24 protein-coding genes are annotated in these 20047 nt (G+C 67.5%); 16 read left to right on the top strand and 8 right to left on the bottom strand.

All coding sequences use genetic code 11. The features are described 5' to 3' along the window. Positions 1 to 21: 21 nt before the first annotated feature. Both rbfA and truB read left to right on the top strand, forming a co-directional pair. Entirely contained in the window at positions 22 to 444 is a 423-nt protein-coding gene (gene rbfA, locus LGR44_RS06270; RefSeq protein WP_226738429.1) for a 30S ribosome-binding factor RbfA, read from the top strand. A 5-nt stretch (positions 445 to 449) separates the two neighbouring features. Beyond that, positions 450 to 1370, top strand: coding sequence for a tRNA pseudouridine(55) synthase TruB (gene truB, locus LGR44_RS06265; protein ID WP_226738426.1), 921 nt, complete (start codon positions 450 to 452; stop codon positions 1368 to 1370). Between the two features lie 188 nt (positions 1371 to 1558). On the opposite strand, the gene LGR44_RS06260 is transcribed toward truB, so the two are convergent. Then, complete coding sequence (locus LGR44_RS06260) at positions 1559 to 2095, bottom strand: ferritin-like domain-containing protein (RefSeq protein ID WP_226738424.1); 537 nt, start codon at positions 2093 to 2095, stop codon at positions 1559 to 1561. Positions 2096 to 2400: 305 nt separating this feature from the next. Between LGR44_RS06260 and rpsO the strand changes: the two genes are divergently transcribed. Further along, positions 2401 to 2670, top strand: coding sequence for a 30S ribosomal protein S15 (gene rpsO / locus LGR44_RS06255; protein WP_226738422.1), 270 nt, complete (start codon positions 2401 to 2403; stop codon positions 2668 to 2670). 217 nt (positions 2671 to 2887) lie between these two features. Next, a complete protein-coding gene (pnp, locus tag LGR44_RS06250) occupies positions 2888 to 5068 on the top strand; it encodes a polyribonucleotide nucleotidyltransferase (RefSeq protein ID WP_226738420.1) in 2181 nt (726 codons plus the stop codon). A gap of 232 nt (positions 5069 to 5300) precedes the next feature. Here the strand turns inward: pnp and LGR44_RS06245 are convergent, their stop codons facing one another. Then, complete coding sequence (locus LGR44_RS06245; protein ID WP_226738418.1) at positions 5301 to 6365, bottom strand: DUF2279 domain-containing protein; 1065 nt, start codon at positions 6363 to 6365, stop codon at positions 5301 to 5303. 356 nt (positions 6366 to 6721) lie between these two features. On the opposite strand from LGR44_RS06245, the gene LGR44_RS06240 reads away from it, so the two are divergent. Together LGR44_RS06240 and LGR44_RS06235 are read left to right on the top strand one after the other, a co-directional pair. Continuing rightward, positions 6722 to 7336, top strand: coding sequence for a 3'-5' exonuclease (locus tag LGR44_RS06240; protein ID WP_226738416.1), 615 nt, complete (start codon positions 6722 to 6724; stop codon positions 7334 to 7336). Positions 7337 to 7390: 54 nt separating this feature from the next. Beyond that, positions 7391 to 8005, top strand: a complete 615-nt coding sequence (locus LGR44_RS06235; protein ID WP_226738414.1) for a pyridoxamine 5'-phosphate oxidase family protein — start codon at positions 7391 to 7393, stop codon at positions 8003 to 8005. A gap of 19 nt (positions 8006 to 8024) precedes the next feature. On the opposite strand, the gene LGR44_RS06230 is transcribed toward LGR44_RS06235, so the two are convergent. Beyond that, entirely contained in the window at positions 8025 to 8963 is a 939-nt protein-coding gene (locus tag LGR44_RS06230; RefSeq protein WP_226738411.1) for a PLP-dependent cysteine synthase family protein, read from the bottom strand. A gap of 117 nt (positions 8964 to 9080) precedes the next feature. Here LGR44_RS06230 and LGR44_RS06225 point away from each other — a divergent pair, with 117 nt between their 5' ends. Continuing rightward, positions 9081 to 9773, top strand: coding sequence for a winged helix-turn-helix transcriptional regulator (locus LGR44_RS06225; protein ID WP_226738409.1), 693 nt, complete (start codon positions 9081 to 9083; stop codon positions 9771 to 9773). A 62-nt stretch (positions 9774 to 9835) separates the two neighbouring features. Continuing rightward, on the top strand, positions 9836 to 10186 hold the full coding sequence (locus LGR44_RS06220; RefSeq protein ID WP_226738407.1) for a RidA family protein: 351 nt from the start codon (positions 9836 to 9838) through the stop codon (positions 10184 to 10186). 59 nt (positions 10187 to 10245) lie between these two features. Here LGR44_RS06220 and LGR44_RS06215 read toward each other — a convergent pair whose 3' ends face one another. The 5 genes from LGR44_RS06215 to hslV all read right to left on the bottom strand — a co-directional run bounded on the left by LGR44_RS06215 (position 10246) and on the right by hslV (position 14537). Continuing rightward, entirely contained in the window at positions 10246 to 10725 is a 480-nt protein-coding gene (locus LGR44_RS06215) for a BA14K family protein (RefSeq protein ID WP_226738405.1), read from the bottom strand. Between the two features lie 90 nt (positions 10726 to 10815). Beyond that, entirely contained in the window at positions 10816 to 11568 is a 753-nt protein-coding gene (locus LGR44_RS06210) for an endonuclease III domain-containing protein (RefSeq protein WP_226738403.1), read from the bottom strand. Between the two features lie 58 nt (positions 11569 to 11626). Beyond that, positions 11627 to 12940 carry an ATP-dependent protease ATPase subunit HslU gene (gene hslU, locus LGR44_RS06205; RefSeq protein WP_226738401.1) on the bottom strand — a complete coding sequence of 438 codons (1314 nt, stop codon included), beginning with the start codon at positions 12938 to 12940 and terminating at the stop codon, positions 11627 to 11629. Continuing rightward, on the bottom strand, positions 12937 to 14013 hold the full coding sequence (locus tag LGR44_RS06200) for a hypothetical protein (protein WP_226738399.1): 1077 nt from the start codon (positions 14011 to 14013) through the stop codon (positions 12937 to 12939). The genes hslU and LGR44_RS06200 overlap by 4 nt, the downstream gene beginning before the upstream one ends. Next, positions 14010 to 14537, bottom strand: a complete 528-nt coding sequence (gene hslV / locus LGR44_RS06195) for an ATP-dependent protease subunit HslV (RefSeq protein WP_226739230.1) — start codon at positions 14535 to 14537, stop codon at positions 14010 to 14012. Before hslV ends, LGR44_RS06200 begins: the two co-directional genes overlap by 4 nt. Before the next feature lie 209 nt (positions 14538 to 14746). Between hslV and hisB the strand changes: the two genes are divergently transcribed. The 8 genes from hisB to LGR44_RS06155 all read left to right on the top strand — a co-directional run bounded on the left by hisB (position 14747) and on the right by LGR44_RS06155 (position 20029). After that, the gene (gene hisB / locus LGR44_RS06190) at positions 14747 to 15334 is read left to right on the top strand and encodes an imidazoleglycerol-phosphate dehydratase HisB (RefSeq protein WP_226739228.1); all 588 of its coding nucleotides are present in this window, start codon (positions 14747 to 14749) and stop codon (positions 15332 to 15334) included. Between the two features lie 13 nt (positions 15335 to 15347). Beyond that, the gene (locus LGR44_RS06185) at positions 15348 to 15854 is read left to right on the top strand and encodes a DUF2628 domain-containing protein (protein ID WP_226738397.1); all 507 of its coding nucleotides are present in this window, start codon (positions 15348 to 15350) and stop codon (positions 15852 to 15854) included. Then, entirely contained in the window at positions 15851 to 16501 is a 651-nt protein-coding gene (gene hisH / locus LGR44_RS06180; protein WP_226738395.1) for an imidazole glycerol phosphate synthase subunit HisH, read from the top strand. The genes LGR44_RS06185 and hisH overlap by 4 nt, the downstream gene beginning before the upstream one ends. Continuing rightward, a complete protein-coding gene (hisA, locus tag LGR44_RS06175) occupies positions 16489 to 17241 on the top strand; it encodes a 1-(5-phosphoribosyl)-5-[(5-phosphoribosylamino)methylideneamino]imidazole-4-carboxamide isomerase (RefSeq protein ID WP_226738393.1) in 753 nt (250 codons plus the stop codon). The genes hisH and hisA overlap by 13 nt, the downstream gene beginning before the upstream one ends. Next, a complete protein-coding gene (gene hisF / locus LGR44_RS06170) occupies positions 17241 to 18038 on the top strand; it encodes an imidazole glycerol phosphate synthase subunit HisF (protein WP_226738391.1) in 798 nt (265 codons plus the stop codon). The genes hisA and hisF overlap by 1 nt, the downstream gene beginning before the upstream one ends. A 131-nt stretch (positions 18039 to 18169) precedes the next feature. Then, positions 18170 to 18490, top strand: a complete 321-nt coding sequence (locus LGR44_RS06165) for a phosphoribosyl-ATP diphosphatase (RefSeq protein WP_226738389.1) — start codon at positions 18170 to 18172, stop codon at positions 18488 to 18490. Between the two features lie 11 nt (positions 18491 to 18501). Further along, positions 18502 to 19479 carry a type I pantothenate kinase gene (gene coaA, locus LGR44_RS06160; RefSeq protein WP_226738387.1) on the top strand — a complete coding sequence of 326 codons (978 nt, stop codon included), beginning with the start codon at positions 18502 to 18504 and terminating at the stop codon, positions 19477 to 19479. A gap of 67 nt (positions 19480 to 19546) precedes the next feature. After that, complete coding sequence (locus tag LGR44_RS06155) at positions 19547 to 20029, top strand: YidH family protein (RefSeq protein ID WP_226738385.1); 483 nt, start codon at positions 19547 to 19549, stop codon at positions 20027 to 20029. Positions 20030 to 20047: the final 18 nt, after the last annotated feature.

The raw sequence follows: 20047 nt of genomic DNA, 5'->3' as shown, positions 1-20047 counted from the left end.
GTTCGACCCCGGAAAGTGACAATGGCTAAACGTTTCGAACAAACCGCCGGCCCTTCCCAACGTCAGCAGCGCGTGGCCGAGCTCGTGCGCCACGCCCTGGCCGAGGTTCTCTCCCGGGGCGACCTGCAGGACGACGTGCTGACGAGGAACGTCATCACGATCCCCGAGGTGCGCATGACCCCCGACCTCAAGCTCGCCACGGCCTTCGTCATGCCGCTCGGCGGGCGCGACGAGGACGCCGTGCTCCGCGCCCTCGACAAGAACAAGAAGGTGCTGCGCCAGGAGGTCGCCCGCCGGGTGAACCTGAAATATGCGCCCGACCTGCGCTTCCTGCGCGATGAGAGCTTCGACGAGGCCGCCCGGATCGACGCGCTGCTGCGCTCCGACAAGGTGGCCCGCGACACGGCCAGGCCCGACACCTCCGACGACGACAACGACGAGTAGGCTTCATGACCGAAGAACGACCGCAGCGGGGGCCCCGGCCCGACCGCCCGAAGAAGCGCGACGTCAATGGGTGGATCATCCTCGACAAGGGCGTCGGCATGACCTCGACCCATGCGGTCGCGGTGGTCAAGCGCAGCCTCTCGGCCAAGAAGGCCGGACACGCGGGCACCCTCGACCCGCTGGCCTCGGGCATCCTGCCGATCGCCCTCGGCGAGGCCACGAAAACCGTGCCCTTCGTCATGGACGGGCGCAAATCCTACGTCTTCACCGTGGCCTGGGGCGCGGAGACCAACACGGACGATACCGAGGGCGAGGTGGTCGAGCGGACCGACAAGGTGCCGGATCCCACCAGCATCGAGGCGCTGCTGCCCCGCTTCACCGGCTCCATCCAGCAGGTGCCGCCGCGCTTTTCCGCCATCAAGATCCAGGGCGAGCGCGCCTACGATCTCGCCCGGGACGGCGAGGTGGTGGAGCTGCAGCCGCGCACGGTCGAGATCGACCGGCTCACCCTGGTGCATCACGAGGGCGACCGCTCCGTGATCGAGGCGGATTGCGGCAAGGGCACCTATGTGCGCGCCATCGCCCGGGATCTGGGCCGGGCGCTGGGCTGCCTCGGCCATATCGCGGCCCTGCGGCGCACCCGCGTCGGGCCGTTCACGGAAGAGGACGCGGTCGTGGTCGACGACCTCGCCACCGATCCGGCGGCCCTGCGCCCGGTGGAGATGGCCCTGAGCGAGATCCCGTCCGTTGCGGTGAGCCGCGACATGGCCGCCCGCCTGATGCGGGGCCAGTCCATCATCCTGCGCGGCCGCGAGGCGCCGATCTCCGGCAAGATCTACGCCACCTGCAACGGCGTGCTGGTGGCGGTGGGCGACGTGGAGCGCGGCGAACTGGTGCCGCACCGGGTGTTCAACCTGGGGGCCTGAGGCGCCGACGCGATCCCTCCTCCCCCGGATCTCGGGCCTGCCCGAGATCCGCATCTCTTGCGCAAGTCGGAACCACCCGACTTGCGGTGGGGAGGAGTTGGAGATGGGAGCTTGGGCGACAGCCCGTGAAGGCGTGGCGCCGGCACCCCTGGCCCCTCCCCCGCGCGGGGGAGGGAAAGGCGCCGGCCCTACCGGTCCGCCTTCAGCCCCTGGGCTTCGCGCTCCAGGTAGCGGCGGGTGATCATCTCGATCTGGTCCCGGATGGCCTGGGCCGTCTTCTCCTCCTCCCGGAGGGTTTCTTCCAGCGCCGGGACGAACCGGGAATGGCCGGTCAGCTCGGCCATGGTGATCAGGGACTTGTACGAGGCGATCTCGAAATTCTCGAAGGCGTGGTTGGCGAAGGTGTTCTTGATGATCTCGTCGGCCATCGGCACATGGGCCATGGCGGCGATGTTGCCCATGACCTGGGTGGCCATGTCCTTCAGCAGGGAACGGTCCTCGCCGAAATTGTGCAGCATGTCGTCGAGGCGCCGGATCTGCCCTTCGGTCTCGCGGACATGCAGCTCGAGGAGCTGGCGCATTTCCGGATAGTTCTCGATGCGCTCGATCTGCCGGTTCATGATCTGAAGCGCCTCCTTCTCGAGGGAATGGGCGTTCTGAAGACCGGTGATGAAGACGTTCTTGGCCGTTTCCGAGGACGACAGATCGGCTGTGGTGGCGACCATGATGGGACCTTCCTGTTGGCGTGGAATCTCTACCCGTCAACCAGAGCCTTGCGGTCTTGTTCCGGGCCCATTTCGGATCAAAGAGAGCTCCCGCGCCTTGCAATCCCGCCGGACGATACGATCTATCTAGCACTTGCGCGCTTTTCGTGTATGGTGCGCGCCATTCCCGCAGGCGTTGCCCGCAGGATGCGTCGAGAGATCAGACCGCGCTGGACGACATCCCGGCCCGGCCGTTTCCGGCGAAGCTGACCTTGAGGCCCACAGGGCCGAGGTCGATTCAAAGTACCAACCTGAAAGGACAAGCGATGTCGATTACGGCTGAGCGCAAGAACGCGCTCGTGAAGGAATTCGCCCAGAAGGAAGGCGACACCGGCTCCCCCGAGGTGCAGGTCGCGATCCTCACCGAGCGGATCAACAACCTGACCGGCCACTTCAAGACCCACACGAAGGACAACCATTCCCGTCGTGGTCTCCTGAAGCTCGTGTCGCAGCGCCGCTCCCTCCTCGACTACGTCAAGAAGAAGGACGAGGGCCGCTACCGCACGCTCATCGAGAGGCTCGGCATTCGCCGCTAAGCTTTTCGAGAACCTTTCCGCCCGGGGCCCGGCTCCGGGCGGCCTCTGACGCAGACGGCGCGATGCGCGTGCCGGGCGTCCATTGAAGAGAGGCGGATGACGCGATGACCATGGCAGGATCGCAAGGGGCTTGCGGCGGCGGGATCGACCGGCCGCGGAGCCTCTTGCCGTCTTGCTCATGGCATCGAGCCGCCGCCATGTCACGAAAGACAACAGCATGTTCGACATTCAACGCGAAGAACTGATCTGGGGTGGGCGCAAGCTCACGCTCGAAACGGGCAAGATGGCCCGCCAGGCCGACGGCGCCGTCGTCGCCTCCTACGGCGAGACCACGGTTCTCGCCACGGTCGTCTCGGCCAAGGAGCCGAAGGCCGGCATCGACTTCTTCCCCCTCACGGTCAACTATCAGGAGCGCGCCTACGCGGCGGGCCGCATCCCGGGCGGCTACTTCAAGCGCGAAGGCCGTCCCACCGAGAAGGAGACCCTGGTCTCCCGCCTGATCGACCGCCCGATCCGTCCCCTCTTCGCCGACGGCTACCGTAACGATACGCAGGTCGTCGTGACCGTGCTCTCGCACGATCTCGAGAACGATCCGGACATCGTCGCCATGGTCGCCGCCTCCGCGGCCCTGACCCTGTCCGGCGTGCCCTTCATGGGCCCCGTGGGCGCGGCCCGCGTCGGCTATGTGGGCGGCCAGTACAAGCTGAACCCCCTCCTGCAGGAGATGCCGGATTCGACCCTGGATCTCGTGGTCGCCGGCACCTCGGACGCGGTGCTGATGGTGGAATCCGAGGCCAAGGAACTGGCCGAGGACGTGATGCTCGGCGCCGTGATGTTCGGCCACAAGCACTTCCAGCCGGTCATCGAGGCCATCATCCGCCTCGCCGAAAAGGCCGCCAAGGAGCCCCGCGACTACCAGCCGGCTGATATGTCGGACGTGGAGAAGGCCGTTCTCGACATCGCAGAGAAGGACCTGCGCGAAGCCTACAAGATCACCAGGAAGCAGGACCGCTATGCCGCCGTCGACGCGGTGAAGACCAAGGTGATGGAGGCGCTCTGCCCGGCCGAAGGCGAAGCCAGGTTCGACGCCGAAAAGGTCAAGGCCGCCTTCAAGGAGGTTCAGGCCAAGGTCGTGCGCTGGAACATCCTCGACGAGGGCCAGCGCATCGACGGCCGCGACGTCCGCACCGTCCGCTCGATCCTGGCCGAGGTCGGCGTCCTGCCGCGCGCCCACGGTTCGGCCGTGTTCACCCGCGGCGAGACCCAGGCGCTGGTCGTGACCACGCTCGGCACCGGCGAGGACGAGCAGTTCATCGACGAGCTGGAAGGCACCCGCAAGGAAACCTTCCTGCTGCACTACAACTTCCCGCCCTATTCCGTGGGCGAGACGGGCCGCATGGGCTCGCCCGGCCGCCGCGAGATCGGCCACGGCAAGCTCGCCTGGCGCGCCATCCACCCGATGCTGCCGCCGTCGCACGAGTTCCCCTACACCCTGCGCGTGGTGTCGGAGATCACCGAGTCCAACGGCTCCTCCTCCATGGCCACGGTCTGCGGCGCCTCGCTGGCGCTGATGGATGCGGGCGTGCCGCTGCGCCGTCCGGTGGCGGGCATCGCCATGGGCCTCATCCTGGAAGGTGAGCGCTTCGCGGTCCTGTCCGACATCCTCGGCGACGAGGACCATCTCGGCGACATGGACTTCAAGGTGGCCGGCACGGAGCAGGGCATCACCTCGCTCCAGATGGACATCAAGATCGCCGGCATCACCGAGGAGATCATGCGCGTCGCGCTCGATCAGGCCAAGGAAGGCCGCGCGCACATCCTCGAGGAGATGAACAAGGCCCTCACCGCCCCGCGCGCCGAACTCGGCGAGCACGCTCCGCGCATCGAGACCATGCAGATCCCGGTCGACAAGATCCGCGAAGTCATCGGTTCGGGCGGCAAGGTCATCCGCGAGATCGTGGAGAAGACCGGCGCCAAGATCGACATCAACGACGACGGCCTCATCAAGATCGCGTCCGCCGACGGCAAGTCGATCAAGGCGGCCTACAACTGGATCCGCTCCATCGTGGCCGAGCCCGAGGTCAACGTGATCTACGACGGCACGGTCGTGAAGGTGATGGAGTTCGGCGCCTTCGTGAACTTCTTCGGTTCCCGCGACGGCCTCGTCCACATCTCGGAGCTCGCCAAGAACCGCGTCGGCAAGGTCACCGACGTGGTCAAGGAAGGCGACAAGGTGAAGGTCAAGTTCCTCGGCATGGACGAGCGCGGCAAGGTCCGTCTCTCCATGAAGGTGGTCAACCAGGAGACCGGCGAGGACATCACCGAGCAGCTCAAGGCCGAGCGCGAGGCCGAAAAGGCCCAGCGCGACCAGCAGAAGCAGCAGGCCGCGGGCGAGTAAGTCTCCCCTGCCCTGTCGGCAAAGTCATGAGAGCGCGGCCTTCGGGCCGCGCTTTTTTGTTGCCTGGATTTCTCCCATCGCGGACGGCGGCACCGGTCGGCCGCGCTGCCGGCAGGGCTTCCGCGACGAGAGCATCGGACAGGAAAAGTGGACTTGCGCTTTTGGGATCGATCCGATGCTTTCTCCTCGAAGGCGCATCGTTCGAGCGGAACCGAAGGTCGGCACGATGCTCTTAGTCCCTGAACGTCCCGCCGACGCGGCGGACCGTCGAGAAGCGGTTCTCGTGGTACACGGACGTATACGGCACCTGGACGTATTCGAACGTCTTGCGCACGGCCCAGCCCGGCAGCGTGTCCCTGTAGCGGGCGAAGTTCGGCTGCGGTCCGGAGCCGAACAGGACCTCGTTGAGGTTCAGCCCTACCCCGACATAGAAGGAGCGCTCGATCGGATAGCCGAGCTCCCGCTCCCGCCTCTCGAAGCCGCGCGCGTCGAAGCCGACATGCAGCTCGGCATAGCGCAGGGGCGTGTTCCTGAGCGTTTCGAACCCGCTGCCCTTCAGGGCCATGATGTACCGCTGGCGCTCATACGGGGGGAGAATGCCCGCATCCGTGGTGATGCCGGGCCGCTCGAAACTCGCGGGCGTATACATGATCCGCCAGTCCAGCTTCTCCCGAAGCCCGGGAACCGTATTGCGGAAAATCGAGAAGAGCGCGCCGACGCCGTTCGCCACGATGTCCTCCCGCGAGAAGCGGTGCCTGCCCGTGAACCCGTCCACGGTTTCGACCAGCCCCATGATCCCGAATGCGACGAGCGCGGCCGTGATCGGGGCGCCGGTGGGATCGGATGCATTGGCCCGGATCCTGTCCGTCAGGAGATCGGCGATGACGAAGGTCGAAAAGGAGTGGCCGATCTTGTCCATGCCGCCATGGCGGGTGTTCTTGGAGAACCACCCTTCCTCGATGGTCTGGAACCCGGAGCCGTTGCCCCAGTCCCAGTCTTTGATGCCGACGGTGACGATGGCCGCCCCCACGATGCCCAGCTCCCACCGGACCGCGTGCAGATGGTCGCCCAGGAGGCTGAGCGAGGAGAACGTCGGAGACACGGGCGGCGGCTCCAGGTTTTCCGTCGTGGCCGGCGCCGTCGTGGCGCTCGCGCCCGCTTGCGGTCCGGCATGCTGCCCCCCGGCTCGGGGTACGGAACGGTGCTCCGCTGCTGCGCTCGGCTGCGCCAGGGATGCCTCGGGGCGCAGGGCCGCGCCCAGGATTGCAAGGCAAGCGACGAGGGCGACGACCCGCATCGGCAGATCCTTTCTAGCCCCCGCGCGTAGCATTCTACGGCCGATGACGGAACTCAACCCCCTGGTTCAGACCATTGTCCGCCGGAGCAGGAAGCCGGCTCGGATGGTGAATGGATCCTCTCGGGCGTCGTGCGGAAAAGTGGATCCGGTTTTTCGCCAAGCGATGCGCGAGAGGCGAACTTCCTGTCCTGAGCCGACCCTTCGCAGCGCTGGCGGGCCATGATCCGGCAAGGCTCGGCTGCTCTCCCGCAGGCAGAATTCATCCCGGTCGCGGATTTTATCCCTGCGGAATCGAAGCATATGCTCTAGCTTGGCTTCGCGAAAACTCATGCCCGCAAAGAAGGGGAGCATCGATCATGAAGACCGCCATCGTATTCGACTGCGAGTTTCTTTGCGTCCAGGGCTCGCAGGGCAGGTTCTGGTGCGGGGCTCACGATCCCGATCCGGTCATCGCGCAGATCGGCGCCGTGAAGCTCGGGCTGGAGGGCGATTTCCCCCTCCTGGACACCTACAGGGCCTATGTCCGGCCGGTCGACCGTTTCGGCGGCAGATACCCGATCGACCCGTTCTTCACCAAGCTGACCGGCATCAGCGAGGACGACATCCAAGCCGAGGGGATGCCGTTGCAGGAAGCCCTTGCGGGCTTCGACCGCTTCTCCGATGGCGCGACGTCCTGGTCGTGGGGCAAGGACGAGCTGAACATGGTCGCCATCAGCTGCTATGTCGCGGGCATTCCGTGGTCCATTCCGGCCCACCGGTTCGACAATGCCGTCAAGCTCGTGATCGCGGCGGGGATGCCGGTGGAGGATATCGGGAAGACGCCCAGCAACAAGCTGGCGGATTATTACGGCGTCGAGCACCCTCCCCTGCAGGGACACGACGCCCTCGACGATGCCCTCTCCGTGGCATATGCGCTGCAGCATCTGCTGAAGACGGGCAAGCTGCAGCCGGAGGTGTTCGACCGCATCTAGCCCAAACCCGGCCTGGTGTGGGAAAGATAAGGCGCCTCCTTCTTCGGATGATTCATGTCCCACACCGTCACCACCCTCGCCGATCTCGAAGCCCTTTACGGCGAGCCGCCGGAGGCGTCCCTCGTCAAGGAGGCCGACCGGGTGGTTCCGGTCTACCGGGCCCTGATCGAGGCCGCGCCCTTCGCGGCGCTGGCGACCCGGGGTCCGGAAGGGCTCGACTGCTCGCCCCGCGGCGACGGGCCGGGCTTCGTGCGGGTGCAGGACGAGAAGACGCTTCTCCTGCCCGACCGGCGCGGCAACAACCGGCTCGATTCCCTGCGCAACATCGTGCGCGACCCGCAGGTGGCCCTGCTCTTCCTCATCCCCGGCATCGGCGAGACCCTTCGCGTCAACGGCCGCGCCGCGATCTCCACCGACCCTGCCCTGCTGGAGAGCTTCGCCGTCGACGGCAAGGCGCCGCGCACGGTGCTGATGATCACCGTCGAGGCGGTCTACTTCCAGTGCTCCCGGGCGGTCGTGCGCTCGGATTTGTGGAACCCCGACAAGCACGTGGCGCGCAGTTCCCTTCCGAGCGCCGGCCAGATCCTGGCCGCCATGAGCGAGAACCGGGTCGGCGGCGAGACCTACGACAAGGGCCTGGCCGAGCGGGTGCGCGAGACGCTTTACTGACGGGGCCGGGGCCCGCCCCTCACCCGAGCCGCGCCCCGAAGGTTCTCAGATACTTCATCCCCGTGTCGCACATGATCGTGACGACCGTCGCGTCCGGCCCCAGCGTCTCGGCGAGCCGCAGGGCCGCGATGACGTTGGCGCCCGTGGAGGTGCCGGCGAAGAGGCCCTCCTCCCGGGCGAGCCGGAAGGCCATGTCCATGGCTTCGTCCGTGGAGACCCGTTCGATCCCCTCGGCGATGCCGTCCTCCCAGAGCGGGACCACGTAGCCCGCGCCGATGCCGTCGATCCTGTGGGCGCCCGAGGCGCCGCCCGACAGGACCGGGGATTCGGCGGGCTCCACGGCGACGATCCTGATCCTGCCGTGGCGGCGGCGCAGGCCCTCGGCATTGCCCCGCAGCGACGCCGCCGTGCCGACGCTCTGGACGAAGCCGTCGATGCGCCCGCCGGTCTGAACCCAGATCTCCTCCGCCATCGCGCGATAGGCGGCAAGCTGGTCCCGGTTCTTCATCTGGTCGGTCCAGAAGGCCCCGGTCTCCCTCGCGATCACGCCCGCGGCCGCGATCATGTCCTTGGTGAGCTTCTCGGTCATGCGCCCGCCGTCGCTCTCCAGGACCTGGAGCCTGGCTCCCAGGATCGCCATGTGGTCGAGCTTCTCCCGGGCGAAGGCGTCCGAGGTCACCACATGCAGGGGATAGCCCTTCACGGCGCAGACCAGGGACAGGGAGACGCCGGTGCTGCCGCCGGTATATTCGACCACCGATCCGCCCGGCGCGAGACGGCCGTCCGCCTCGGCGGCCTCGACCATGGCGAGCGCCATCCGGTCCTTCATGCTGCCGGTCGGATTCTGGTTCTCCAGCTTCAGCAGGACCCGCGCGCCGTTGCCGGGCACGATCCTGCGCAGGGCCAGAAGAGGCGTGTTGCCGATGGATTGCAGGATGTTGCCCGCCATGTCGTTCATGATGCCCGTCCTCTTTCCGGCAAGACCGATGTCGGGGATCTATGGTGCCGGGAGACGGGCCTGTCAGGTCCGGAATCCGGACTTCCCCGCCGGACGGGGTCGTGTTAGCCCTCGGCCATGGCGGGTTACGGTCAGTTCTGTTCGGTGGCGCGCGCCCACGAGGTCCTGGGCGGCCGCTGGACCCTTCTCGTCGTGCGGGAGCTCCTGTGCGGGAGCCGGCGCTTCAACGACATCCGGCGGGGCATTCCGCGCATTTCGCGCACCATGCTGTCCGAGCGGCTGCAGGGGCTGGTTTCCATCGGGGCCGTAACGCGCCGCGACGGCAGGACCGGCCCCGAATACGACCTCACCGAATCCGGCCGGGAGCTGGCGTCCCTGGTGGGCGCCATGGGCGCCTGGGGCCAGAGATGGCTGCCGCGGCGCCCGGCGGAGGAGGATCTCGATGCCGAGCCCCTGCTCGTCGACATGCACAGGCGGGTCCGCGCCGAGGCGATCCCGAAGGATCCCATCGTCATCCGCTTCGAGATCGACGGGCAGCGGCAGCCGCGCTTCCTGCTGCTGAAGGTGTCGGAGATCTCGCTGTGCACGCAGAATCCGGGCTTTCCCGAGCCGGTCCGCGTCCGCTCCCCCCTCCCCGCCCTGGTGGCCTGGTGGCGGGGCGACACGGATTTCAGGGAAGCGCAGCGGATGGGCCTGGCGGTCGAAGGGCCGAAGGCGCTCGTGCGCGATTTCCCGAACTGGTTCGAGCGCTACCTGTTCGCCCCCATAGGCCCTGCCGCCGGAGAAGGCGGGGCCGTCCCGCCCCCTTGACCGCGGGGGCTCCCGCATCCCAAAAGCGGGGGTGCACTTTCTTTCTCTCACAAAGGCAGATCATGACGATTCAACGCATCAAGCCCGGTCCCCGCATGAGCGGCGCCGTCGTTCACGGCAACACGGTCTATCTGGCGGGTCAGGTCGCGAATCAGTCGGCGGGGCAGAGCGTCACCGAGCAGACGAAGGAAATCCTCTCCATCATCGACGGGCTGCTGGCCGAGGCCGGTACGGACAAGTCGAAGGTCCTGATGGCCAATATCTGGCTCACCGACATGGGCACGTTCCAGGAGATGAACGCCGTGTGGGACGCGTGGGTGTCGCCCGGCAACACCCCGGCCCGCGCCACGGTCGAGGCCAAGCTCGCGGCGCCGGCCTTCAAGGTCGAGATCGCCGTCATCGCGGCGAAGTAAGCGCCACCAAAAGCAAACGGGCCCTGAAGGGCCCGTTTTTCTTTCGCGTCCCGCTTTGCTTACGGGCAGGCGTGACGGCGGCCGTCATAGCCGAGATAGGTGCCCGAGGCCGGATCGTAGGATTTGAAGCGCTGCGAGCAATAGGCGACCGCGCTCCGGTTCGGAGCGGCATAGACCGGAGCCTGCTGCTGCTGCTGGGCCAGCGCGCCGCCGATGATCGCGCCGGTGGCGAGACCGATGGCGCCCGCCGCAGCGGCGGAACCGCGGTCGCGGCGATAGTAGCGGCGGTCATTGGCGTAAGGGCGGCCGTAATAGCGCGGGCCCGGACGATAGTAGCGGCGCTCCACGACGCGGGGGCCGGGGCGGACGTAACGGCGCTGGACGTACTGCGAATAGCTCGTCTGCAGCTCGCCCTTGTTCAGGGCGGCGACCAGCTCGCTGACCGGGGCGGCCTGCGTCTGAGCGGAAGCGGGGGCGGCCATCAGGCCGGCGGTGCCGAAAGCGGCGGAGGCAATGACTGCCATCAACATTTTACGCATGGAAAGCTCCTTTGACGTTGCCTAGCGAACGCATCGCGTCGGAGGTCGTTCCAACATCGGCCGGTCGCCCTCACGGAAACGTGAGCCGTCTTACGGAGGCGTTCCGGCCCTCGTCTGTTCCCGGGGCCGGACGTTTTCCGAAGGCTCTCCGGCAAGGCCCTGCCCTGTCGGGCAGAGGTCGAGAACGGCACAGCGCCGGCAGGCCGGATTCCTGAAGAAGCAGCACCGCTGCCCGTGCAGCATCATGACCTCGTGGTTGTCGTAGACCTGCTGCGCGCTCCAATCCGGCGGCAGCAGGGCGGCCAGCGCCGCATGGGACGGACCGACGCTCAAGGAGCGGGGGATGAGGCCGGTGCGCTGCGCCACCCGGTGATGGTGGCTGTCCACGGGCAGGGCAGGCTTGCGCAGGTTCGAGAAGGCCAGCACCGCCGCGCTCGTCTTCGGCCCGATGCCGGGGATGCTCTCCAGCCAGGCCCGCGCCTCCACGGCCGGCATATCGGCGAGAAAATCGAGGGAGAGGCGGCCGTGGCGCTCCGTCACCGCGCGCAGCACCGCCTGGAGGCGCGGCGCCTTCTGCTCCGGCCATGTGACCCCCTGGATCGTCTCCTCCACCTCGGAGACCGGCGCATCCCTCAGGCAAGCCCAGTCGGCGTAGCGTGCCCGCAGGGCCTTGAAGGCACGGCCCGAATCCGCGTTGCGGGTGCGGTGGGACAGGAGCGAGGAGATCAACTCGCTCAAGGGGTCGAAATCGTGGAAATAGGGGATGGGGCAGCCGTAGACGGCGCAGAGCCGCTCGTGGATCGCGAGGGCCTTCCTGCTGAGTTCGTCATGGGCCGTGGTCATGAGCCGGGAATCCCCAGAGCGTGCTGGAGGTTCCCGGCCTCGGGCGAACTCGGGCGTCCTACAGGATGAACCGGCTGAGATCCGTGTTCTTGGCGAGCGATTCCACCTCGCCGCGCACATAGGACGCGTCGATGGTCACCGCCTCGCCGGAACGGTCGGGAGCCGTGAAGGAGATGTCGTCGAGCACCCGCTCCAGCACGGTCTGCAGGCGGCGCGCGCCGATGTTCTCGACCGAGTTGTTCACGTCGACCGCCACCTGCGCCAGGGCGTCGATGGCGTCGTCCGTGAAGACGAGCTCCACACCCTCGGTCCGCATCAGGGCCACGGATTGCTTGATCAGGCTCGCCTCGGTCTCGGTGAGGATGCGCTTGAAATCCTCCACGGTCAGCGGCGAAAGCTCGACGCGGATCGGCAGGCGGCCCTGCAGCTCCGGCAGCAGGTCTGACGGCTTCGACACGTGGAAGGCGCCCGACGCGATGAAGAGGATGTGGTCGGTCTTCACCGCGCCGTGCTTGGTGGCGACGGTGGTGCCCTCGATCAGCGGCAGCAGGTCGCGCTGCACGCCCTCGCGGGAGACGTCGCCGCCGCCGGTGCGGCCCTCGCGGACGCAGATCTTGTCGATCTCGTCGAGGAACACGATGCCGTTGTTCTCCACCTGCTGGATCGCCTCCTGCACGATGGCGTCCTGGTCGATGAGCTTGTCGGCCTCCTCGGCGACGAGGGGCTCGTAGGCCTCGCGCACGGTGGTGCGCCGGGCCTTGGGCCGTCCGCCGAAGGCCTTGCCGAACATGTCGGAGAGGTTGATCGCCCCCACGGAGGCGCCCGGCATGCCGGGGATCTCGAACATGGGCATCCCGGACGAGCCGGAGGATTGCAGCTCGATCTCGATTTCCTTGTCGTCGAGTTCGTTGGCGCGCAGCTTGCGACGGAAGGAATCGCGGGTGGCGGCGCTGGAGGTCGCGCCCACGAGGGCGTCGAGCACGCGCTCCTCGGCGGCCACATGGGCCTTGGCCTGGACCTGCTTGCGCCGCTCCTCCTTCACGAGGCCGATGCCGACCTCGACGAGGTCGCGCACGATCTGCTCCACGTCGCGGCCCACATAGCCCACCTCCGTGAACTTGGTGGCCTCGACCTTCAGGAAGGGCGCGTTGGCGAGCCGCGCCAGGCGGCGGGAGATCTCGGTCTTGCCGCAGCCGGTGGGACCGATCATCAGGATGTTCTTGGGCGCGACCTCCTCGCGGAGATGCCCTTCGAGCTGCTGACGGCGCCAGCGGTTGCGCAAGGCGATGGCCACGGCGCGCTTCGCGTCGTTCTGGCCAACGATGTAACGATCGAGTTCGGAAACGATTTCACGGGGGGAGAACGTGGTCATGATGATGAAAGAATGGGGTGTGGCAGCCTGTGCGCAAGGTGGGTGGGAAGAAGTCGCAGCAGCGCCGCGCGCACCGGCCCCCAGCCTGCGCTGAGCAGGAGAACGAAGGCGCCGAGCACGAGCAGGGTTGCGGGGGCGGTCTGGTCGTCGAGGCCGATCTCCCGGATGAGAGACGCGAAGGCGTATCCCGCATAGACGAGACCGGAGACGAGCATGGCGCGCCGGTCGATCACCACCGCGATGGCGCCGAGCAGCACGAAGATGGCGAGCACCGCGACGGCGGTCCCGATCCCGGGCATCAGGCCATTGCCCGCGAATTGCGAGATCACCGGATGGACGATCAGGGGCGCCGCGAGCAGGTGCAGCCAGAAGGCGATGTCGTTGCGGCGCGTCACGCGCTCCGGATCGGAGAGATCGAAGCGCATCGCCAGGGCGAAGACGGCGCAGCCACAGAGGAACAGGGCGCCGATGACCATGTCTTGGGGAGGCTCGGGGACCAGGGCGGAGATCAGGCCGAGAAGCGCCAGGACCAGAGCGGCGGCACCGGCCGCGACCGTGATCGGCACCCGGAAGCGGAGATAGTGCAGGCCGGTCATGACCACGGTCACGAGGGCGCTGAACACGACGAGCCATGGACGCTCCTGGTCGTAGCCCCAGGCGCCGAACGCTCCGGTCTGCTCCGGCGCTCCCGAGAGGAGCCACTTGAGGAAGAAGCCCGTCGCGCCGAACACCGAGACCGCGAAGAGGGCGAGCAGGGCGATGCTCGGAAGCGCCATCCGCCTGCGGCGCGTGAAGAACTCGGCCAGGAGCCACGCGGAGACGGCCAGCACGGACCACCTGGCGAGATCACCCGAGAGGGACGCGAAATAGCCGAGCGCGCCGGTAAAGAGCCCGATCCCCAAAGTGACGAAAATATCGCTGAAGCCGGTGACGAAGCGCAGCTTCTCCTCGTCCTCCGGCTCAGGCGCGGCGGCAGCCGCCATGTCGCGGGCAAGGGTCCGCAGGCCGATCGCCTGCTCGTTCGTCACAATGCCCCGAACAACTCCCTGTTCGAGGACGGCATCGGTGATCATAGGTCGAGGCTTTCTATAACAATATTGCTATTGGTATAGACGCATATCTCGGCCGCGATGGAAAGCGAGCGGCGCACGATGGTCTCGGCGTCGGTCTCGTACTCCGCCAGGGCCCGCGCGGCGGCGAGCGCGAAGTTTCCGCCCGAGCCGATGGCCATGATGCCGCCTTCCGGCTCCAGCACGTCGCCGCTGCCGGAGAGGAGCAGGCCCACCTCCTTGTCGGCCACGAGCATCATCGCCTCCAGGCGGCGGAGATACCGGTCGGTGCGCCAGTCCTTGGTCAGCTCGACGCAGGCGCGGGTGAGCTGGCCCGGATACTGCTCCAACTTGGCCTCGAGCCGCTCGAACAGGGTGAAGGCGTCGGCCGTCGATCCGGCGAAGCCGCCGATCACGCCTCCCTTGGAGAGGCGGCGGACCTTCTTGGCATTGCCCTTGACGACGGTCTGTCCGAGGCTGACCTGACCGTCGCCGCCGATGACCACCCGGCCGCCCTTGCGGACCATGAGGATCGTCGTGGCATGCATGCGGGGGGAGGCGTCTTCTGACACGGGGAGCAATCTCCGGCGGGTGGGGTGATGTCACGCAGATGCAGGCGCCGGCCACCCGTGGAAGGGCAGGGCGGGCCGGTTCTGCCCTGACTTAAGCATTGATCGGGCAAAAGCAACGCGGGTGGCGTTTCTTGCCGCGTCTTGATAGAAGGCGCGGTCTCTCATTCCTCAAAGGATCCTTGATGATGCGCTCCGCGAGCGTCAGCCGTCGCACCGCCGAGACCGATATCGTCCTGTCGATCGCCCTCGACGGCACCGGCAAGGCCGAGATCTCCACCGGAGTCGGCTTCCTCGACCACATGCTCGAACTGTTCGCCCGCCACGGTCTCTTCGACCTGACCGTGACGGTGAAGGGCGACCTGCATGTGGACCAGCATCATACGACCGAGGATACGGGCATCGCTCTCGGGCAGGCGCTTCTGCAGGCACTTGGCGACAAGAAGGGCATCACCCGCTATGCGGATATCCATCTGCCGATGGACGAGACCTTGACCCGCATCGCCGTGGACATTTCCGGCCGCCCGTTCCTGGTCTTCCGCACCGCCTTCCCGACCGAGAAGATCGGCGCCTTTGACACCGAACTGGTGCGCGAGTTCTTCCAGGCGTTTGCCGTCAATGCGGGCCTGACGCTGCACGTGGAGACGCTCTACGGGGCCAACAGCCACCACATCGCCGAGAGCTGCTTCAAGGGTTTGGCACGGGCCTTGCGTCAGGCGGTTGCCGTGGACCCAAGGGAGGAGGGGCGCGTTCCCTCCACCAAGGGCACTTTATAAGAACGGAAACGCCATGACGACCTTTACCCTGCACCTCCCGCGCGATGCGCGGCCGGGTGATCCGGCGGCATTGGAGAAGGCCGACCTCGTGAAGGACGCCTTTTCCTGGGGCGCCTTCTTCTTCACCTTCCTGTGGTTCTTCGTGCATCGCCTCTGGCTCGCCGGGCTCTGCGTCCTGTTCGCGCTCGTCGCCTTCAACATGATGCTGAACCTGCTGAACGTGCATCCGACCGCGAGCCTCGTGGCGCATGTGCTGTTCTCGGCGCTGATCGGTCTCGAGGCGAACAGCCTCAGGCGCTGGACGCTCGCGCGCCACGGCCGCCCCACCGCCGACGTGGTGTCGGCGGCCGACCGGGACGAGGCGGAAACCAAGATCGCCGCCCGCTGGCTCGAACGGAGCGCCGCCCCGGCCCCGGCTCCCGCCCGCGCCGCCGCTCCCTCGCCGGCGCCCCGCGTCTATCCCTCTCCCAGGACGGAGCCGGTCATCGGCCTCTTTCCCGATGCGGAGCGTCCCCGGTGAGCGTCGCCATCATCGATTACGGTTCGGGCAACCTGCACTCCGCCGCCAAGTCCTTCGAGCGGGCCGCGCGGGAGGCGGGGCTCGACGATGCCGTCACGGTCACGTCCGATCCGGACGCGGTCCGCGCCGCCGACCGCATCGTGCTGCCGGGTGTCGGCGCCTTCGCCGATTGCCGGCGCGGCCTCGATTCCGTGCCCGGCATGGTCGAGGCCCTGGAGGAGAGCGTGCACCGGCACGGCAAGCCCTTCTTCGGCATCTGCGTCGGCATGCAGCTCATGGCGACCCGCGGCCTGGAGCACACCACGAGCCCCGGCCTCGACTGGATCCACGGCGACGTGAAGGCCATCGCGCCGCAGGACCCGGCCCTGAAGATCCCCCATATGGGCTGGAACACCCTGGACAAGCGCAGGGACCATCCCCTGCTCGACGGCATTCCGACCGGACCGGACGGCCTGCACGCCTATTTCGTGCATTCCTACGCGCTCCAGCCGCAGGACCCGGACGACCTGGTGGCCGTCTCCGATTACGGCGGGCCCGTCACCGCCATCGTCGGGCGCGACAACATCGTCGGCACCCAGTTTCACCCCGAAAAAAGCCAGACTCTCGGCCTCAAGCTCATCGCCAACTTCCTGAGGTGGCGCCCGTGATCCTTTTTCCCGCCATCGATCTCAAAGAAGGCCGCTGCGTCCGCCTCGTCCAGGGCGACATGGACCAGGCGACCGTGTTCAACGACGACCCGGCCGCGCAAGGCGCCGCCTTCGAGGCCCAGGGCTTCGAGTGGCTGCACGTGGTCGATCTCGACGGAGCCTTCGCCGGCAAGCCCATGAACGCCGCCGCCGTCGAGAGCATCCTCGGGCGCGTCGCGATTCCGGTGCAGCTCGGCGGCGGCATCCGCGACATGAAGACCGTGGAGGGCTGGCTCGCCAAGGGCGTCGCCCGGGTCATCATCGGCACCGCCGCCGTGCGCGATCCCGAATTCGTGCGCGAGGCGGCCCGCCTCCATCCGGGCAGGATCGCCGTCGGCATCGACGCCAAGGACGGGCTCGTGGCCGTGGAGGGCTGGGCCCAGACCTCGACCCTCACGGCCGAGGAGCTCGGACGCCGCTTCGAGGATGCGGGCGTCGCCGCCATCATCTACACGGACATCGCCCGCGACGGCATCCTCAAGGGTCTCAACATCCCCATGACCCTGGCCCTGGCGCGGGCCGTGTCGATCCCGGTCATCGCCTCGGGCGGACTCGCCTCCATGGCCGATATCGAGCGCCTGACCCATCCCGACTGTGCCGTCCTCGGCGGCGCGATTTCGGGCCGCGCGCTCTATGACGGGCGCATCGACCCGGACCAGGCGCTGGCGCTGCTCCGCTCCGTGCGCCAGGAGCCCGTCTGATGCTGAAAGTGCGTCTCATTCCCTGCCTCGACGTGAAGGACGGCCGCGTCGTCAAAGGCGTGCAGTTCGTCGACCTCGTCGATGCGGGCGATCCGGTGGAGGCCGCCAAGGCCTATGACGCCGCCGGCGCCGACGAGCTCTGCTTCCTCGACATCACCGCGAGCCACGAGGCGAGAGGCATCCTCCTCGACGTGGTGAGCCGCACCGCCGAGGCCTGCTTCATGCCGCTCACCGTCGGCGGCGGCGTGCGCACCGTGGAGGACATCCGCAAGCTGCTGCTCGCCGGGGCCGACAAGGTCTCGATCAACACCGCAGCCGTGAAGAACCCGGACTTCGTGCGCGAGGCGGCGGAGAAATTCGGCGCGCAATGCATCGTGGTCGCCATCGACGCCAAGAAGGTGTCGGGGACAAGCGAGGCCCCACGCTGGGAGATTTTTACTCACGGCGGCCGTAACCCGACCGGTATCGATGCCATCGCCTTCGCCCGCCAGGTCGCGGAGCTCGGGGCAGGGGAGCTCCTCGTCACCTCCATGGACCGGGACGGCACCAAGGGCGGCTACGACCTCGCGCTCGTGCGGGCGATTTCGGATGCGGTCTCCGTCCCGGTGATCGCCTCCGGCGGCGTCGGCAATCTCGACCACCTGGTCGACGGCGTCCGCGAAGGCCACGCCAGCGCCGTGCTCGCCGCCTCGATCTTCCATTTCGGCACGCACAGCATCGGCGAGGCCAAGGAATACATGGCGGGAGCCGGGCTCAAGATGCGCCTCGACAAGCCGGCCCTGGACAAGGCGGCCTGAGGCGGGAGAATCTCTCCTGTCATCCCCGGCGGCTCGAAGAGCCGGGAAGGGGATCCACTCCACCGTTCGGGGATCCATGGATCCCCTTCCCCTCCGCTTCGCTCCGGCCGGGGACGACATCGGAATAGACCATGACCACCTTCACCCTCGACGATCTCGCCCGCATCGTGGCGGAGCGCGCCGCAGCGCCCGCAACCGAGTCCTATACGGCGAAGCTCCTCGCCGACGGACCCGCCAAGGCGGCCAAGAAGCTCGGCGAGGAGGCGGTGGAGGCGGCCATCGCGGCCGTGCAGGGCGACCGGAAGAACCTGACGGCGGAAGCCGCCGACGTGCTCTATCATCTTTTGGTCGTGTTGCAGGGCGCCGACATTTCCTTAAATGAGGTAATGGCCGAATTGGAGCGCCGCACCGCGCAATCGGGGCTCGCCGAGAAGGCCGCGCGCAAGCCATAAAGGATGGTCTCATGGACCAACGCAACGCGGTGCCGCCTCTCGAAGCCGATGACGGTCTCTCGCCCTACCGGATCTTTCCGCGGGACGAGTGGGCGAGGCTGCGCGCCGATGCGCCGATGACGCTCACCGCCGACGAGGTGGTGCAGTTGCAATCCCTCAACGATCCGATCTCCCTCGACGAGGTGGCGGCGATCTACCTGCCGCTGTCGCGCCTGCTCTCCCTCTACGTCGCGGCGACCCAGGGGCTGTTCAAGGCGACGCAGCGCTTTCTCCTCGCCGAGAAGGAGGAGAAGGTCCCCTACATCATCGGGGTCGCGGGCTCCGTGGCGGTCGGCAAATCCACCACCGCCCGCGTCCTGAAGGCGCTGCTCGCCCGCTGGCCCAACACGCCCAAGGTCGATCTCGTGACCACGGACGGATTCCTCCTGCCCAACGCGGAGCTGACGCGGCTGGGCCTGATGGAGCGCAAGGGCTTTCCCGAGAGCTACGACACCGGAGCGCTCCTGCACTTCCTCGCCGACATCAAGGCCGGAAAGCGCAACGTGCACGCCCCGCTCTATTCGCACCTGGTCTACGACGTGGTGCCCGGCGAGGAGACGGTGATCGACCGGCCGGACATCCTCATCGTCGAGGGCCTCAACGTGCTCCAGCCGGCGCGGATGCCCAAGGACGGCACGGCGATCCCCTTCGTGTCCGACTTCTTCGATTTCTCGGTCTATATCGATGCCGACGAGGCGGACCTGCACCGCTGGTACGTGAACCGGTTCCTCCGCCTGCGCCACACGGCCTTCCGCGATCCGCTCTCCTATTTCCGCCGCTATGCGGAACTGCCCGAGGACGAGGCCATGACCATCGCCGACGGCCTGTGGAACCGGATCAACCTGCTGAACCTGCGCGAGAACATCGTGCCGACCCGGCAGCGGGCGAGCCTGATCCTGAAGAAAGGCGCCAGCCACCGGATCGAGACGGTGGCGCTGAGAAGGCTCTGACGCCGCCGCTTCCTCGAACTCAACCTTCGCCGGTCTGGTGCGTTGTTCCCATCGGGACGGAGCACGCATGACCACGCAACCGATCGAGAAAGAGATCCGGCGCAGCGCCGACCAGGCGCAGGAGGCGGCCGAGAACACGCAGGTCGCAGCCCAGCACACCGCCGTCGCGGCCAAGGTCACCAAGGACAGCGCCGACCGGCGCACGGAGCTTGCGGCGGACCGCACGGTCTTCGCCGCCGAGCGGACCTATGCCGCCTGGGTCCGCACCGGCCTGGCGGCGCTTGCCTCCGGCATCGGAGCCAAGAAGCTGCTCGCGGGCGTGGTGCCCGAATGGATGATCATCGGCACCGGATCGGTCCTGGTGCTGTTCAGCGCGTTTTGCTTCGCGGCCGCGGTCTGGCGTCAGGTCTTCGTCGGCACGCCGCCGCCCAACCCGGACGTGCAGCGCCTGCCGCCCTATCTGCTGGTCGCCATGAACGGCTTTCTGGTGCTGGTGGCCCTCAGCGCCCTCGCCAGCATCTGGTTCGGGCCGACCGGCGGCGAGCCATGATCGCTCATGCCCCGCCGC

Source organism: Microvirga lenta (assembly GCF_020532555.1).
GTDB classification, from domain to species: domain Bacteria; phylum Pseudomonadota; class Alphaproteobacteria; order Rhizobiales; family Beijerinckiaceae; genus Microvirga; species Microvirga lenta.
The sequence above is the reverse complement of the archived record's forward strand: the minus strand, read 5'-3'. Positions and strand labels throughout refer to the sequence as shown.